The organism is Rhodoferax sp. LB1P47, from assembly GCF_056521445.1.
The window spans coordinates 200,136-215,304 of the sequence record NZ_JBWMAU010000002.1; the positions used below are offsets into that span (position 1 = coordinate 200,136).

General features: G+C 62.8%; 13 protein-coding genes and 1 pseudogene. 4 read left to right on the top strand and 10 right to left on the bottom strand.

Translation table 11 applies throughout. The features are described from left to right. The first annotated feature begins 141 nt into the window (after positions 1–141). On the top strand, positions 142–618 hold the full coding sequence (gene bfr / locus AC0969_RS04815; protein WP_479622998.1) for a bacterioferritin: 477 nt from the start codon (positions 142–144) through the stop codon (positions 616–618). Between the two features lie 104 nt (positions 619–722). On the opposite strand, the gene AC0969_RS04820 is transcribed toward bfr, so the two are convergent. Next, positions 723–1,616, bottom strand: a complete 894-nt coding sequence (locus AC0969_RS04820; protein ID WP_479622999.1) for a LysR family transcriptional regulator — start codon at positions 1,614–1,616, stop codon at positions 723–725. A 75-nt stretch (positions 1,617–1,691) separates the two neighbouring features. Here AC0969_RS04820 and AC0969_RS04825 point away from each other — a divergent pair, with 75 nt between their 5' ends. Together AC0969_RS04825 and AC0969_RS04830 are read left to right on the top strand one after the other, a co-directional pair. Beyond that, a complete protein-coding gene (locus tag AC0969_RS04825; RefSeq protein WP_479623000.1) occupies positions 1,692–2,498 on the top strand; it encodes a DODA-type extradiol aromatic ring-opening family dioxygenase in 807 nt (268 codons plus the stop codon). 16 nt (positions 2,499–2,514) lie between these two features. Further along, a complete protein-coding gene (locus AC0969_RS04830) occupies positions 2,515–3,198 on the top strand; it encodes an alpha/beta hydrolase (RefSeq protein WP_479623001.1) in 684 nt (227 codons plus the stop codon). 66 nt (positions 3,199–3,264) lie between these two features. Here AC0969_RS04830 and AC0969_RS04835 read toward each other — a convergent pair whose 3' ends face one another. From AC0969_RS04835 to AC0969_RS04845, 3 genes are read right to left on the bottom strand one after another with little or no spacing between them, the layout of a single operon-like run. Then, positions 3,265–5,025 (bottom strand): putative bifunctional diguanylate cyclase/phosphodiesterase, encoded by a 1,761-nt coding sequence (locus tag AC0969_RS04835; protein ID WP_479623002.1) that lies wholly within the window; start codon positions 5,023–5,025, stop codon positions 3,265–3,267. Continuing rightward, a complete protein-coding gene (locus tag AC0969_RS04840) occupies positions 5,022–6,368 on the bottom strand; it encodes a sensor domain-containing diguanylate cyclase (RefSeq protein ID WP_479623003.1) in 1,347 nt (448 codons plus the stop codon). Before AC0969_RS04840 ends, AC0969_RS04835 begins: the two co-directional genes overlap by 4 nt. Then, positions 6,369–6,761 carry a phosphonate transporter gene (locus tag AC0969_RS04845; protein WP_479623004.1) on the bottom strand — a complete coding sequence of 131 codons (393 nt, stop codon included), beginning with the start codon at positions 6,759–6,761 and terminating at the stop codon, positions 6,369–6,371. It lies immediately after the preceding gene. Positions 6,762–6,908: 147 nt separating this feature from the next. Here AC0969_RS04845 and AC0969_RS04850 point away from each other — a divergent pair, with 147 nt between their 5' ends. Next, positions 6,909–7,154 (top strand): hypothetical protein, encoded by a 246-nt coding sequence (locus tag AC0969_RS04850; RefSeq protein ID WP_479623005.1) that lies wholly within the window; start codon positions 6,909–6,911, stop codon positions 7,152–7,154. Between the two features lie 139 nt (positions 7,155–7,293). On the opposite strand, the pseudogene AC0969_RS04855 reads toward AC0969_RS04850, so the two are convergent. The 6 genes and pseudogenes from AC0969_RS04855 to AC0969_RS04880 form a co-directional block, all read right to left on the bottom strand. Then, positions 7,294–8,031 (bottom strand): annotated as a pseudogene (locus tag AC0969_RS04855) (IS5 family transposase); the annotation flags it as partial. Positions 8,032–8,063: 32 nt separating this feature from the next. Continuing rightward, positions 8,064–8,570: a hypothetical protein gene (locus tag AC0969_RS04860; protein WP_479623006.1), complete on the bottom strand. Its 507-nt coding sequence runs from the start codon at positions 8,568–8,570 to the stop codon at positions 8,064–8,066. 74 nt (positions 8,571–8,644) lie between these two features. Next, positions 8,645–9,838, bottom strand: a complete 1,194-nt coding sequence (locus AC0969_RS04865; protein ID WP_479623007.1) for a DNA cytosine methyltransferase — start codon at positions 9,836–9,838, stop codon at positions 8,645–8,647. A 2-nt stretch (positions 9,839–9,840) separates the two neighbouring features. After that, on the bottom strand, positions 9,841–10,512 hold the full coding sequence (locus AC0969_RS04870; protein WP_479623008.1) for an Eco29kI family restriction endonuclease: 672 nt from the start codon (positions 10,510–10,512) through the stop codon (positions 9,841–9,843). Between the two features lie 95 nt (positions 10,513–10,607). After that, the gene (locus AC0969_RS04875) at positions 10,608–11,252 is read right to left on the bottom strand and encodes an NAD(P)-dependent oxidoreductase (protein ID WP_479623009.1); all 645 of its coding nucleotides are present in this window, start codon (positions 11,250–11,252) and stop codon (positions 10,608–10,610) included. A 108-nt stretch (positions 11,253–11,360) separates the two neighbouring features. Continuing rightward, positions 11,361–15,053 carry a hydantoinase B/oxoprolinase family protein gene (locus AC0969_RS04880; protein WP_479623010.1) on the bottom strand — a complete coding sequence of 1,231 codons (3,693 nt, stop codon included), beginning with the start codon at positions 15,051–15,053 and terminating at the stop codon, positions 11,361–11,363. Between the last annotated feature and the right edge of the window lie 116 nt (positions 15,054–15,169).

A 15,169-nucleotide genomic window follows, 5' to 3' on the forward strand; every position in this document is an offset into this window, starting at 1 on the left:
GCGAATACCTATCAAGCGTGTTCGTACTTAGAGTGAAAAGCTGGGGATATCGCTGCTGTTTTTTTGATTTACCACGCCACGTCGCCGACAATCCATACCAAAGCAATCTTGCGACCACACATTCAAAAAAGGACGGCCACCATGAAGGGCGACATCCAAGTCATCGCGCATCTGCAAGCGCAACTCAAAAACGAGCTCACCGCCATCAACCAGTACTTTCTGCACTACCGCATGTACAAGCACTGGGGCCTGGACAAGCTGGCGAAGAAAGAATACGAAGAGTCCATCGGCGAAATGAAGCACGCCGACAAGCTGATGGACCGCATCTTCATGCTGGACGGTCTGCCCAACGTACAAGACATGGCCAAGATTCTGGTCGGCGAAGATGTACCCGAATGCCTAGCCTGCGACCTGAAGGCAGAGCAAGGCGCACAAGCCACCATCAAGGACGGCATTGCCCACTGCGAAAGCGTGCGCGACTACGTGTCCCGCGACCTGCTGCAAGGCATCTTGGACGACACCGAAGAGCACATCGACTTCCTGGAAACCCAGATCGACCTGCTCGGCAAAGTCGGCATCCAAAACTACCTGCAAAGCCAGATGGGCGAGCTGGCGTAAGCCCCCTCCTCCTTCCGCGCATAGCGACTAGGCACACCGCCTAGTCGCTATTTTTTTGATAGCTACCAGCGCAGTATTTATATGCGCCATCGGTGTTTTTGGCACTAAATATGGGGTGCATCCAACGCCTCTGCCAAAAACGCCACCAGCGCCCGCACCTTCGGCGGCAAGTGTTTGCGGGTGGGGTACACGGCGTAAATCCCCATCTCCATCGCCAGATACCCGGGCAGCAGCTCCACCAGCGTGCCTGCGGCCAGATCGCGCCCCACCAAAAACGTCGGCTGCAAGATGATCCCCTGGTGCGCCAGCGCAGCGGCACGGCAGGTGTCGCCGTTGTTGGTGTGGATGCAGGGCCGCGTGGTGACGCTGAGCTTGCCCTCGGGGCCCTCAAAATGCCATTCGTCCTTGCTGGCCCAATAGCGGTAGGCGATCACAGCGTGCTGCGCCAGATCGGCCGGGTGCGCAGGGGTGCCGTGCTGGGCCAGGTACTGGGGCGACGCACACACCACCATACGGGTGCGGGCCAGGCGTTTGCTGACCAGGGTGGAGCTGGGCAAAGTCGCAATCCGGATGGCCATGTCATAGCCGTCCTCCAGCAAATCCACCACATGGTCTGACAGGGTGATGTCCAGCGCCACCCCGGGGTGCTGGCTGCGAAAAGCCCCCCACAGCGGCGCCAGGTGCAAGATCCCAAAAGTGACCGGCGCATTGATGCGCAACAGGCCGCTGGCCAAGGCACTGCGCGAGGTGACCTCCAACTCGGCCTCATCCACCCCGGCCAGCAGTTCCTTGCTGCGGGCGTAAAACACCTGCCCTTCTTCGGTGAGCGACAAGCGCCGCGTGGTGCGGTGCAACAGTCGCACACCCAGCCGCGCCTCCAGCTCGCCCACGTAGCGCGAGGCTGCGGCTTTGGACAAACCCAGCACCTCGGCCGCCTTGACGAAGCTGCCCGCGTCTACCACCGCGCTGAAGGTTTGCATTTCCAAAAAACGGTCCATTGTGTTTTCCAGTGAAACAATGAATTCCATTTTAGGCCGTTTATCTCACTCAGCAACGCTTATACAGTAGAGCCCATGACTTCCACACCCACCCTCGCTCCGGTCCTATTCGTCTCCCACGGTGCCCCTACGTTTGCCCTTGAGCCCGGCACGCTGGGCCCCTTGCTGACCACGCTGGGCCAGTCGCTAGACGGCATTACCGCTGTGCTGGTGGTGTCGCCGCACTGGCAAACGCGGGGTGTGCAGGTGATGGCCAGCGCCGCACCCGAGACGGTGCACGACTTTGGCGGCTTCCCACAGGCCCTGTACAGCCTGCGCTACCCCGCGCCCGGCCACCCGGCCTTGGCCGCCGAGGCGCATCGCGTGCTGATCGCAGCGGGCTGGCCCGCGACATTGGACGCGCGGCGCGGCCTGGACCACGGGGCCTGGGTGCCCCTGCGCCATCTGCTGCCTGCCGCCAATATCCCCGTGTTCCAGGTATCGCTGCCGCATGGTGTGGACACCGCCGGGGCCCTGCGCCTAGGCCAGGCCCTGGCACCGCTGCGGGCGCAAGGCGTGCTGGTGCTGGCATCGGGCAGCATGACGCACAACCTGTACGAATTCCGGCAAGCCCACGCTGCCGCTGCCGACTACGCCGTTGAATTCACCCACTGGATCCGCCAGGCCGTGACCGGCAACGCGGTGGACAAGCTGGTGGACTACCGCCGCCTGGCCCCCCACGCCGACCGTGCCCACCCCAGCGAGGAGCATTATTTGCCCCTGCTGGTGGCGATGGGCGCACGCAGCGCCGATGAAGCCCCCACCGTGATCGACGGCGGCATCACCCACGGCGTACTCAGCATGGAATCCTATGCCTGGGGTCTGCCCGCCCACACCCATTGAAATAAAGGAACCCACCATGACCACCCTGCACACCAGCCCCGACTTCGCCCTTGCGCATCGGGTACTCCAGCCGCAGCCTGCCCGCCCCACCGCCCTGGTCTTGCTACTGCACGGCGTGGGCGGGTCGGAAACCAATCTACTGGACATGGCCGCCGCCATTGCCGCACAGCAGCCCGGCACGCTGGTGGTGGTGCCGCGCGGGCCGCTGGCTCTGGGGCCGGGGCAATTTGCCTGGTTCCGCGTGGCGTTTACCGCCAATGGGCCACGCATTGATGCAGCCGAAGCAGACAGCAGCCGCCTGGCGCTGATCACCTTCATCGGGCAACTGCAACAGGCCCACGGCATTGCACCGCAGCACACCGTGGTGGCGGGCTTCAGCCAGGGCGGCATCATGGGCGCGGGCGTGGGGCTGACGGCCCCTGGGCAGGTGGCGGGCTTTGGCGTTTTGTCGGGCCGCATCCTGCCGGAGCTGGAGCCACATCTGGCCGCGCCCGCACAGTTGGCACAGCTGCAAGCCTTCATCGGCCACGGTACGTTCGACAGCAAACTGCCGGTGACGTGGGCCGAGCGCTCCGACCAACTGCTGACCACCCTGGGCGTGCCCCACCAGAGCCACCGCTACCCCATCGACCACGGCATCAGCGCAGCCATGCAGGCAGACTTTTTAGCCTGGCTGCAACGGGTGCTCACCACGCGGTGATAAAACTCCTGTTTTGATAGCTTCTAGCGCAGGTGAAATAAGCGCCAGAGGCCAATTTGGCACTTATTAATCAGTAGCGTTGATCCAGCGCACCAGGTCATCGGCCAGCAGCGGTCGGCTAAACAAGTAGCCTTGGCCTTTTTCACATTGCAGGCTACGCACCACGGCGGCCTGGGCTTCGGTTTCGATGCCTTCGGCCACCGTGCCCATGCCCAGGCTGTGGGCCACCCGCACGGTGGCTTCGATCAGCACGCGGTGGTGGTGGCTGGTGTCGGCCTGGCACACAAAAGACCGGTCAATCTTGACGATGTCTACCGGCAGCTGGTGCAGGCTGGCCAGCGACGAGTAGCCGGTGCCAAAGTCATCTAGCGCCAACGTCAGGCCCAGCGCCTTGAGCGCGTGCAGGCAGCTCTGCACGGTTTCGTCTTGCGCGGCCAGGCTTTCGGTCACCTCTAGCTGTAGCTGTGCAGGGTTCATGCCGATGCTGCGCAGCAGCTCGGCCACGTAATCGACCCAGCCGGGCTGGGCCAATTGCGCGCGCGACAGATTGACCGCCAGCAGGCGCGGTGCACGGGCCCCCAGCACGGTCTGCCACTGCACAAACTGGCGGCAGGCGGCGGCCAGCACAAAGTCGCCCAGCGCACAGATCAGGCCGCACTCTTCGGCCACGCCAATGAATTCAAACGGTGGCACCACACCCCGCGTGGGGTGCTGCCAGCGCACAAGTGCTTCGACACCTGCAGAGCGGTCTACCGAACCATCGGCCCGCTCGGGCCCCAACAGGCCGACCACCGGCTGGTAAACCACAAACAACTGCCCTTCGGCCAGCGCCAGCCGCAGCTGGGCTTCGATGCCAGAGCGTTGTGCTGCACGGGTATGCATGGCGGGCTCAAACACCACGTAGCGCCCGCCCCCGCTGCGCTTGGCCTCGTCCATGGCGATGCTGGCACTTTGCAAGACCGCATCGGCATCGCCCGCCGCCTGGGCGCGCAAGACAATGCCCATGCTGACGCTGCAATGCAGTTGGTGGGAACCGATGCCGTAGGGCTTGGCCAGCACGTCCAGCAGACGCTGCGCCAGGGCGTGCACGTCGTCAGGGTGCTCCAGGTCGTTTAACACCACCACAAATTCGTCCCCCCCGATGCGGGCGGCCATGTGGTCGCCGCCGCCGGGGCGGCTCTCGGCATCGCGCGAGCGCAAAGCAGAGCGCAGCCGGTCGGCCATCAGGGCCAGCACCTGGTCGCCAGTGCCGTGGCCGTGGGCATCGTTGATGTGCCTTAAGCGGTCGCAGTTCAAAAACAGCACACCGAACTCGTAGTCTGCATCGATGGGCCCGCGTTCCATCGTGCGTTGCAATTGCTCCAGTGCAACCGCACGGTTGGGCATGCGGGTCAGGTTGTCCACCCTGGCTGCGGCGCTGAGGCGACGGGCCAGGCCTTGCTGTTCGCGCTGCACTTCCAACGTGGCATCGTTGAGCACAGCCATCAGCCGGTTGCTGTTTAGCTTGAGCAGGCTGAACGACAACACCTGGGGCGCACTTGCGCCACGCACATCGGGCTGCAGCGGGATGCGCACCGATTCACACACCACCCCACTGGGCAAGGCAAAGGCCGTCACCCAACTGCGCAGCTGCGGCGCAACATCGGCCAGCACGTCAAACAGGTTGTCTAGGCTACCGTCGGGCGACACCGGCATCAGCAGCTGTGCCGACATCGGATTGACCATCTCGATGGTGCCGCTCAGGCTGGCCTGCGCCAGACCAATCGGGGCCTGGTACAGAAACTGCACCAGAGCCTCGTAGGCTTCGGTCGAGGTGTGTGTGCTCATAGAGACTCCTCGGTGGCGATGCGGTTACGGCCAGCGGCCTTGGCTGCATAGAGCGCTCGGTCGGCTTTTTTCATCAAGATATCCAGACCCAGCGCGGCATCGTGCGCCACCGCCACGCCACCACTGAGGGCGTAGCGGATGGCGTGGCCATCGACCAGCACCGTCTGCGCAGCCACCGCCTCGCGCAGCCGGTTGGCAACGGCGGTGGCCACCACCAGATCGGTAGAGGGCAACAACACGGCAAACTCCTCTCCACCCACCCGCGCCACTACATCCAAAGGCCGAAAAGTAGCCGTTAGCAGCTCGGCCAAGTGGCGCAACACCGCGTCGCCCGCAGGGTGGCCGTAGGTGTCATTGACCTGTTTAAAGTGGTCTACATCGAACAAGATCAGCGACACGGGCCGTGGCGAGCGCTGGGCGCGGTCCAGCTCACGCTCGGCGGCCTCAAAAAATGCCCTGCGGTTGGCAATGCCCGTCAGGTGGTCGCAGGCATTGGCCTGGCGGAGTTTTTCATTGGCCTCGCGTTGGTCCGAGATATCCCGAATCACCAAGCAATAAGCCGGTTCACCCGCCAGCCGCAACCCGAGGGGCTTGTAGGAGAGATGGCTGCCGTCACCTTGGCTGTCGCGTTGCGGCTCGCGCAAAGGAGCCAACATGGCACTGCCCCAGAAGCGGCTGCCGTCGGCCTTGAGCCGCCAGCCGTCATCCATGCTCCAGCCGTTGTCGTCGGCCTCGCGCAGCCGGTCCAGCAAGCGGTCGGGTGTCATGGCATCGACCGGGTAAAACACCGAAAACGACTGGCCCAGCACGGCATCGGAGCTGAAACCGGTGACCCGGCCAATGCTGGAATTCCATTCGGTCACCTGCCCCTGCGCATCCAGGCTGACCAGGGCGTAATCGGTCACACCGGTGAGGATGGCGTTAAACCAGGCTTCGTTCTGCTTCAGTTGCCGCTCGCGTTTAACCTCTAGCGTCACGTTCTTGAGCACGGCCATCAGTCGGCTGGCATCCAGCTTGAGCAGGCTAAGCGACAGCATGTGCGGGTCGGTCTTGCCGGGCACCCCCGCATTGACCTGGATGCGCAAGGCATCACACACCATGCCGTAAGGTGCGGCAAATTCGGACACCAGGTTGCGCAGTTCTGGGGCTACGGTTTCCAGTGTCGTAAAAAGGTTGGCCAAATTGCCGTCGCGCGACAAGGGCATCAGCAACTGGGCCAATAGGGGGTTGACCATGGCGATCTCGCCGTCCATGGCCGTTTGCGCCAGACCAATGGGCGCCAGGTACATAAACTGCACCAGCGCCTCGTATTCACTGGCAATATCCAGTTCCGTATCCATCATTTAGGCTCGCCGGTTCACCAGCACGTAGCGCATGTCCAGGCCCGGCTCGGACAGCAGACGCAATGCCACCTTGACGGGCCGCATCCGCAGCGTCAACACGTAGTCGAGGGTGGCATCAAGGGGCTGCGCGTTCAAAATGGCATCGTCAAAACGCTGCGCCACCATGAAGTTGTTCATGCACGGTGCCACAACGGTAAACAATGGATGCCCCATCACCCGCTCGGGAGCCAAGGCTGCGGCCTTGGACTCAAACGCGTTGTACACGGCGACCAAAGTCGCGGCATCAAAACCAATGACCCCAAAATCAAGCGCATCCAGCTCTGCCGCACTGCTTGCCGCCAAGCGCACAGCCATGTCCGCATCGTTGAAAAGCAGTGGTTTTAGATCAATCACGTCAAGGACTCCCAAAAATGTAGGATTTAGTTATACATGAGGCAAGCTGCGCAAACACTGCTTCTCTGAAATGCCCCTCATCCCGCTTGAGAACACATATCTCATCTCCACAACACGCAAAATAGCTACCAAACCATTTGCCATGAGTTGACACGGGCCCGTGCCCAGGTGGCCGGGCACCCGGCCCTGTGGAGCACCGATACCTGGGTAGCCGAAATGGCGCAGATTACCGGTGTGACCGGCACGGCCTTGTCCATCGAAGCGGGGGAGCGCCTGTTCGGCCTGCTGGCATCCCGAATACCCCTACCTTGCAGCGACCTTGCTGTGCTGCGCGAATTCATGCACTACCTGGTGGTTTGCAGAAATCCGTTGGACGGTTTAAGGCAGCTCTGAACAAGACAAATCAAAAGGTACCTTCCGGGTGCTGATACCAAGAAGTCACCGAATTCGGCCAAAACACCCCATTTCCTAGCCACTTCTAGCGCGGTTTGTGGACCTTTGGGCCGACTTTTCGCCCTTACGCACGCACCTACAGCTTCTTGACCACGCCAAAGACGTGCTCCACCCGGGCGCGGATCTTGGATTTATTGCGGTTCTTGCTGCGAATACCCTCATCGACCACACCGCCCCGGCGGCTACGCTGGTTCGCGCACGTCGTGGGCCTTGGCTGCTTCGCCCCGGATCAAGGTCTTCTGGCTGGCGCAGGCGGAGTCGCCGTACACGCGCCGCTCCTGGCCGTGCAGCAGGTCGGGCAAGAGATGTTTGTCATGGATGTTGGCGGCGGTGACTACCGCGTTGTGTGCCAGCCCGGTTTGGCTGTCCACGCCGATGTGCAGCTTCTTCACCGTTGTACCACTGCTGGCCTTTACGGGTGGAGTGCATCTCGGGGTCGCGCGCTTTGTCGGCGTTCTTGGTGGAGCTGGGCGCGCTGAGGATGGTGGCATCCACGATGGTGCCGGTGTTGACCTTGAAGCCCCGGGCTTGCAGCTCTTGTCCGACCTGGGCGAACAGGGCCTCACCCAGTTTGTGGGTATTCAGGAGCTGACGGAATTTGAGCACCGTGGTGGCATCGGACACCGGTTCGCGCCGCAGGTCGATGCCTGCGAAGCGGCGCAGGCTGGCGCTGTCGTACAGGGCTTCTTCGCAGGATAGGTCGGCCAGGTTGAACCAGTGCGGCAGGAAGTGGATGCGCAGCATGCGCTCTAGCCCTATGGGGGGGACGGCCATTACCCGCCTTGGGGGAGTGCGGTTCGATGACTGCGCACAGAGCACGCGCCAACTTGGGACTTATTCAGCGTTGCCTTAAACCGCCAACGCATCCTCGGGCAGCAGCAAGGCGATGCGCGCGCGGATGGTGTCGGCGCGCTCGGGTCCGGCGGCGGCCTCGATATCGGCCAGCATCAATTGGCTGACGGCCAACATGGAGGCCCGGTCGCGGGCGTTGCGCAAGCTTTCGCGGAAGGACTCGGCCAGCGCCGGGGCGCGGCGGGAAAACATGCGCTCGCAAATATCAAACAAAAACATGCGGGTGGTTGCCAGCGAGCGCTTGCCGTCAAAAGCATCGACCGCACCGCTAGCCGCCGGGGCTGCGCTGGCAACCACCAGGTGCTCCTGTGTACTGCGGGTGAAATAGCCCTCGCGCAACAGGTACTCCACCAACGGCTCGCCATCCGCACCCAAGTAGGCGGCTACTTCGCGGGCAGTTCTGCGCCCATCGGCCATGAGCAGCAAAGTGCGCTCGCGCTGGCCCAATGACCGGCAGCCAGGCTGCAACTCGGCACGGGCTTTGTCGGTCTTGTGGAGGGCCATGATCGCTTCTCAAAGGCAAAAAGCGATTGAAACAACATTTTGTTACATGCACATGACGCAGCCACAGCCCGGCTTTAATGCGCCACCGTAAACCGCTTCTGCACATGCCGAGGCTCCCCCGCCGCCACCATTCGGGAATCCGGCAACGAAAGCTGCGCCAAAGTTCGCCGAAGCTGCTGTCCCAGCACCGAAGCCAACTGCACCGGCACGGCATTACCGATCTGGCGCATCGCCTCACCCCAAGCACCCGTGATCAGGAAATCGTCGGGAAAAGTCTGTATGCGCTTGGCCTCAAACACCGTGAAATAACGCACAGTGCCATCCTCATAACGCACCATGTTTTCGCCCCCCGGCACACCATGCCCGCCCGCCTTGATGGTTTTGGCAGGCCAGTCGATATCGCTCCCCGTATGGCCAGGATAGGTGCGCGCCCCACCCCGGTACACATGGTCGGAGATGCTGTGCGGGGACTGCGGATCGGGCACATCCGCCAAGGCATCCCGCACCGTCTGCCAAGGCAAACCCGTGGGGGCAAACATACCGTACCGGCTACGTAACTTGCTGGCCGTTGTACCGGCGGATTCTCGAGACACCAGACCATGGCGCCGCCAATAATCACCCGACACCTGCATATCCCACACCAGCCGATCCTCTGAATGGGTGGCCGCCGGAAAATCCCATGTACAACCGATATCAGAGCGCACGCCGACAATCACAACCCGCTCCCGCGTCTGCGGCACACCAAAATCTGCCGCATTCAATAGCTTGAACTGCACGTGGTATTGAGTGCCGGTGTAGGGCATCTTTTCCAGGCTTTTCAAGAGCGCAAGATGCGTGCGCCAGTCAGCGGCAGCATCGGTCTTGAAGCCCGGATACGTCAACCGCAGCAGGATGTACTCAAAATAATCGGCAAACGAAGCGCGCAGCAAACCTTTGACGTTCTCAAAAACAAAAGCCTTGGGGCTGAGTTGCTCGATCGCCGCAATCGCATACGGAAACATATCGCGGCTGTCGTCGTGCGCCTTGTGCTTTCCCCCCAGCGAGAACGGCTGGCACGGTGGGCCACCCGCCACCACGTCAATGCCGCTCAGCGCCCCAAGATCAAAGTTTTTGATGTCCCCGTGGAACACCTTCTCGGGGTGAAAGTTGGCCTGTAACGAGGCGCACGCATGGGCGTTGAACTCCACAAAGGCGACATGCTGAAAGCCCGCCTGCTCCAAGCCCCTGGCCAAACCACCCGCACCAGAAAATAGCTCTAAGGACCGCATCCTTACGCGTCCAGTGCGTTGAAGTGACGCTGGATGTTTTCCAATACTTTTTCGGGGGTGTGTGGAATGCCTGTGCACTTTGCAGCCCAGGCCCGCCCCGCGTGCATCACATCCCAATCGGACTTAGCCTGGTTAAAGCGCCCATTACCCGGCGTATGGTTGCCAAAGCCATCCAGGCTGGTATTCCACAGCGGTTTGTGTAGCTTGATCAAAGCCGCTTCGATAGTGCCAATCATGTCCGACGCAGAGCCCTCCAAGATAGTGAACCGGCACATGAAATCGGACAGCTCCAGTCCCGACACCGTTGCGATGTTGCGGCTGTGCTCCTTGAGCCGCGATACGAGCTCAGAAGCTTGCGCATCTGGGTCGTCTACCACACGAGCCTGCCGCCAACCTTTGGGCACTGCTTTACCCACATAAATGGGGTGTGCGTAGGCCGTGCGGTTCAACTGCCCATACTTGCTGTAAAGGCCCGTGCGTCCGATGTAATACAAGGCATACACCCCTGTGCCACGAAACCGCGCGGCAGGTGGTAGGGCATGCACCGGCGTGCCGTTGAAAAACCGCACCGCATCCTTCACAAGTTCGGCGAACGCATCGTTCTTGTAAACGTGTTCGGAACGGTCAAATGCAGTGGCAGTCATGTCGGCGGGCAGGGAATGGAGGAAAGCCATTTTCCCACGCGCCGGTTATGCGCTTAGGTAGCAGCAGGTACGACGGGAATGGAGTTCACCCCCCGTCACCTAGCGCAATCCGCCGCGCATGGACCTTAACTCGCTACCGTAAACCGCTTCTGCATATGCCGGGGCGACTCAATCTCGTCCACCATCGCCACGGCCAGGTCGGCCACGCTGATGCCTGCGGGCGCGTCGCCCACGCCGGGCAGCGGGGTGTCGGCCCCCACGCGGTACTGGCCGGTGCGTGCGCCGGGGGCCAGGGCGATGGGGGGCGAGAGGAAGGTCCAGTCCAGCGTGGTCTCGCCCTGGATACGATTCAGCAGCTCACGGGCGGCCAGCGCGCCCTGCTTGTATTCGGCAGGGAACGGCGGGGTGTCCACCAGCTGCACGCCGGGGGCCACAAACAGGCTGCCCGCGCCACCCACCACCAGCAAGCGCTTCACCGCTGCCTGCTTCACGCCATCCAGAATCGCCTGGCTGCCTTGCAGGAACAGGTCGTGGATGTGTGGCTCGGTCCAGCCGGGGTTGTAGGCGCTGATGACGGCATCCGTACCGGCCACGGCCTTGGCCACTTGGGCGGCATCCAGCACGTCGACGGCCACCACGGTCAGGCCGGGCTGGGCGGTGAACTTGGCGGGGTTGCGGGCCAGCGCGGTGACCTGGTGGCCCCGGCTGAGGAGTTCGGTAAGGACTGCGCTGCCAACGAAGCCGGTGCCGCCGATGAGTGCGATTTTCATGGTGAATTCCTGGTGTTTGAAAGAAGACTGAAGTATCCCGGCTTCATCAACACCTGAATAGCGGGGTAAATTCGCCAACACTTTGAAGCACAGCTTATTAATTACAACTTATTCAGCGTTACCTTTATCCGCGCGCTCCACCTCCCCGTAGCCACCACCGCCCGGCGTGTGGATCTCGAACACATCGCCGGGCTGCATCTCGGCCTGGCCAATATGGCCCAAGGTTTCCACCAGGCCATCGGCACGCACCACGCGGTTCAGCCCCACCTGGCCCGGCTGGCCCCCGGCCATACCGAAGGCGCCATAAATCCGACCATTGCTAAGGATGCTGGCCGTCATCGGTTCCAGGAACTGGACCCGTCGCACACCGCCGTTGCCGCCCTTCCAGCGGCCTGCGCCACCCGTGCCCGGCTGGATCTCGAAGCTATTGAGCCGAACCGGGAAGCGGAACTCGAACACCTCGGGGTCGGTCAGGCGCGAGTTGGTCATGTGGGTTTGCACCACGCTGGTGCCATCGAAACCCTCGCCTGCTCCGCTACCGCCGCTGATGGTTTCGTAGTACTGGTGCTGCGCATTACCGAAAGTGAAGTTGTTCATGGTGCACTGCCCGCCCGCCAGCACACCCAGCGCGCCAAACAGCGCATTGGTGATGCAGGTCGAGGTTTCCACATTGCCCGCCACGACGGATGCCGGCGGGTTCGGGTGCAGCATGGAGCCGGGCGGGATGATCACGCGCAAAGGCTTCAGGCAGCCAGCGTTCAGCGGAATATCGTCGTCCACCAGGGTGCGGAACACATACAACACCGCCGCCATGCACACCGCCGTGGGCGCGTTGAAGTTGTTGCTCTGCTGCGGGCTGGTGCCGGTGAAATCCACCTCGGCGCTGCGGCGGGCCGTATCGACACGGATCGCCACCTGGATCTGCGCGCCGTTGTCCAGCGGCAGGGTGAACTGGCCGACCCAATCCGGCGCCGGGCCGCCCCAAGCCGGATTGCGCCCCTCGGGGGTGGGTGCGCCGGCAGGCGAGCCCTGGGGCCGTTTAGCGATGCGCGATATCACGCGGCGCACCGACTCCTCGGCGTTGTCCTGCACATGGCGCATATAGGCCTGCACCACCGGCAAGCTGTATTGCTCCACCATGCGGCGCAGCTCTTGCACACCCTTCTCGTTGGCGGCAATCTGGGCCCGCATATCGGCCAGGTTTTGCGCCGGATTGCGGCTGGGGAATTCGCCGCTTTGCAGCAGCGCCACCATCTCGGCCTCGCGCAGCACGCCGCCGTCAACCAGCTTGAAGTTATTGATCTGCACGCCCTCTTCCTCGATGCGGGTAGAGAACGGCGGCATCGAGCCCGGCGTGGTGCCGCCGATGTCGGCATGGTGGCCCCGGCTGCCCACGTAGAAGGCGACTTTGCCGTCCAGATAGACAGGGGTGATGACCGTCACGTCGGGCAGATGGGTGCCGCCGTGGTAGGGGTCGTTCAGCGCGTACACGTCACCGGGCTGCATGCTGCCAGCGTTCTCGCGCATCACGGTCTGGATGCTCTCGCCCATGCTGCCCAGATGCACCGGCATGTGCGGCGCGTTGGCGATCAGGTTGCCGTCGGCATCAAACAGCGCACAGCTAAAGTCCAGCCGCTCCTTGATGTTGACCGAGTAAGCGGTGTTTTGCAGTTGCAGGCCCATCTGCTCGGCAATGTTCATGAACAGGTTGTTGAACACCTCCAGCAGCACCGGGTCTACGGTGGTTCCTGCTGCGTATTTGATAGCACGTGGCGAAGAGCGGATAAGCGCCAGATGGTCAAAAGACGTCACGTTTGCGATCCAGCCGGGTTCGACCACGGTGGTGGCGTTTTTCTCGGCGATGATGGCCGGGCCGGGCACCTGGTCGCCGGGTTGCAGGTCTTCGCGCACCACCAGCAGGGCATCGTGCCACTGGCCACCCGAGTACATGCGCACCGTCTCGCGGTGGGGTACGGGGCGCGGGGCGTGCAGTGGGTGCACGGGCTCCACCGGGGCATCACCCGCCACCACGGATTCCACCGACACCGCCTCCACCACCAGCGACTTGCCTTGCATCAAAAAGGCAAAGCGCTGGCGGTAGGCGGCTTCAAAGCGGGCCTGGATCTGCGCCACCGTGCCAAAGGCCACGATCAATGCCGTGTCGCTGCCGTCATAGCGCACATGCACCCGGCGCTGGGTGGCAATCGCCCCGGCGCTGGCCTGCTGGCGCAGCAGTTCGGCCTCGGCAGCTCCAGCCAGCACCTCCAGCCGGGCGCTAATGCTGAGCAGATTCGACTCTTCCAGCGCCAGCTCCACCGCCTGTTCGCGGATCACGTTCTGGTCGGCCAGGCCCATGCCGTAGGCGCTGAGCACACCGGCCAGTGGATGTACGAACACTTTGGTCATGCCCAGCGCGTCAGCCACCAGGCAGGCGTGCTGGCCGCCCGCGCCGCCAAAGCATTGCAGGGTGTAGCGCGTCACGTCGTAGCCCCGGGCCACCGATATCTTCTTGATGGCATTGGCCATTTGCTGCACCGCAATGGCGATAAAGCCCTCGGCCACTTCCTCCGGCAAACGACCGGTCTGCGCGGCCAGCGCGGCAAACGGGGCCTGCACGGCCTCCAGGCTCAGCGGTTCATTGGCCTGCGGGCCAAACACCTTGGGGAAGTAGCGCGGCTGTACCTTGCCCAGCATCACATTGGCATCGGTCACGGCCAGCGTGCCACCGCGCCGGTAGCTGGCCGGGCCAGGATTCGCGCCCGCGCTCTGCGGGCCCACGCGAAAGCGCTCGCCATCGAACTTCAGCAGCGAGCCGCCACCGGCCGCCACGGTGTGGATGGCCATCATCGGGGCGCGCATGCGCACGCCGGCTACCTGGGTTTCAAATTCGCGCTCGAACGCCCCGGCGTAGTGGCTCACATCGGTGCTGGTGCCACCCATGTCGAAGCCAATCACTTTGTCATACCCTGCAATGGCGGCGGTGCGGGCCATGCCGACGATGCCACCCGCCGGGCCGCTCAAGATCGCGTCCTTGCCCTGGAACACCGCCGCATCCGTCAGCCCGCCGGACGACTGCATGAAAAACAACTTCACACCCGGCATCTCCTGCGCCACCTGCTCTACATAACGGCGCAGGATGGGCGACAGGTAGGCATCGACCACAGTGGTATCGCCCCGGCTGACGAACTTCATCATCGGACTGGTGCCGTGCGAGGTACTGATCTGCGTGAAGCCCACCTCGGCCGCGATACGCTGCGCCGCCTGCTCGTGCGCGGTAAACCGGTAACCGTGCATAAATACGATCGCAACGCTGCGTAGCCCTTGTTTGTATTGCACTAGCAGCTCCTGCTTCAATAGCACTTCATCCAACGCCTCGACCAGCTCGCCTTGGGCACCCACCCTCTCATGGGCCTCAACCACCGCGCTGTACAGCAGCTCGGGTAGCACGATGTTGCGGTCGAACAGGCGCGGTCGGTTCTGGTAGGCGATGCGCAGCGCGTCGCGAAAACCTCGCGTGGTGACCAGCAGCGTGGGCTCGCCTTGGCGCTCCAGCAGCGCATTGGTGGCCACGGTGGTGCCCATCTTCACGCACTCGACCAGTGCAGGCGTGACCGGCGCGCCCGGTGCCAGGCCCAGCAGGTGGCGGATACCGGCCACCGCCGCGTCGGTGTACTGCTCGGGGTTGTCGCTCAACAGCTTGTGGGTGAGCAGCGTGCCGTCGGGCCGCTGGCCCACCACGTCGGTAAATGTGCCGCCCCTGTCGATCCAGAACTGCCAGCGTTTCGTGTCTGTGGTAAGCAAGGTGTGGCTTTCTAAAAGTTGTGCAATAGAGGTTGTCGATTGCGGGGTGGACCACCAAAATGGCACGCAGTTTGCGTTATGTACGCTAGTTTTATTGTGTTTTCTTCTTGGAGTCT

Bases quoted from the DNA above. Each gene is read 5' to 3' on its own strand.
- bfr (WP_479622998.1), top strand. From the start codon at position 142: ATGAAGGGCGACATCCAAGTCATCGCGCATCTGCAAGCGCAACTCAAA.
- AC0969_RS04820 (WP_479622999.1), bottom strand. From the start codon at position 1,616: ATGGACCGTTTTTTGGAAATGCAAACCTTCAGCGCGGTGGTAGACGCG.
- AC0969_RS04825 (WP_479623000.1), top strand. From the start codon at position 1,692: ATGACTTCCACACCCACCCTCGCTCCGGTCCTATTCGTCTCCCACGGT.
- AC0969_RS04830 (WP_479623001.1), top strand. From the start codon at position 2,515: ATGACCACCCTGCACACCAGCCCCGACTTCGCCCTTGCGCATCGGGTA.
- AC0969_RS04835 (WP_479623002.1), bottom strand. From the start codon at position 5,025: ATGAGCACACACACCTCGACCGAAGCCTACGAGGCTCTGGTGCAGTTT.
- AC0969_RS04840 (WP_479623003.1), bottom strand. From the start codon at position 6,368: ATGATGGATACGGAACTGGATATTGCCAGTGAATACGAGGCGCTGGTG.
- AC0969_RS04860 (WP_479623006.1), bottom strand. From the start codon at position 8,570: ATGGCCCTCCACAAGACCGACAAAGCCCGTGCCGAGTTGCAGCCTGGC.
- AC0969_RS04865 (WP_479623007.1), bottom strand. From the start codon at position 9,838: ATGCGGTCCTTAGAGCTATTTTCTGGTGCGGGTGGTTTGGCCAGGGGC.
- AC0969_RS04870 (WP_479623008.1), bottom strand. From the start codon at position 10,512: ATGGCTTTCCTCCATTCCCTGCCCGCCGACATGACTGCCACTGCATTT.
- AC0969_RS04875 (WP_479623009.1), bottom strand. From the start codon at position 11,252: ATGAAAATCGCACTCATCGGCGGCACCGGCTTCGTTGGCAGCGCAGTC.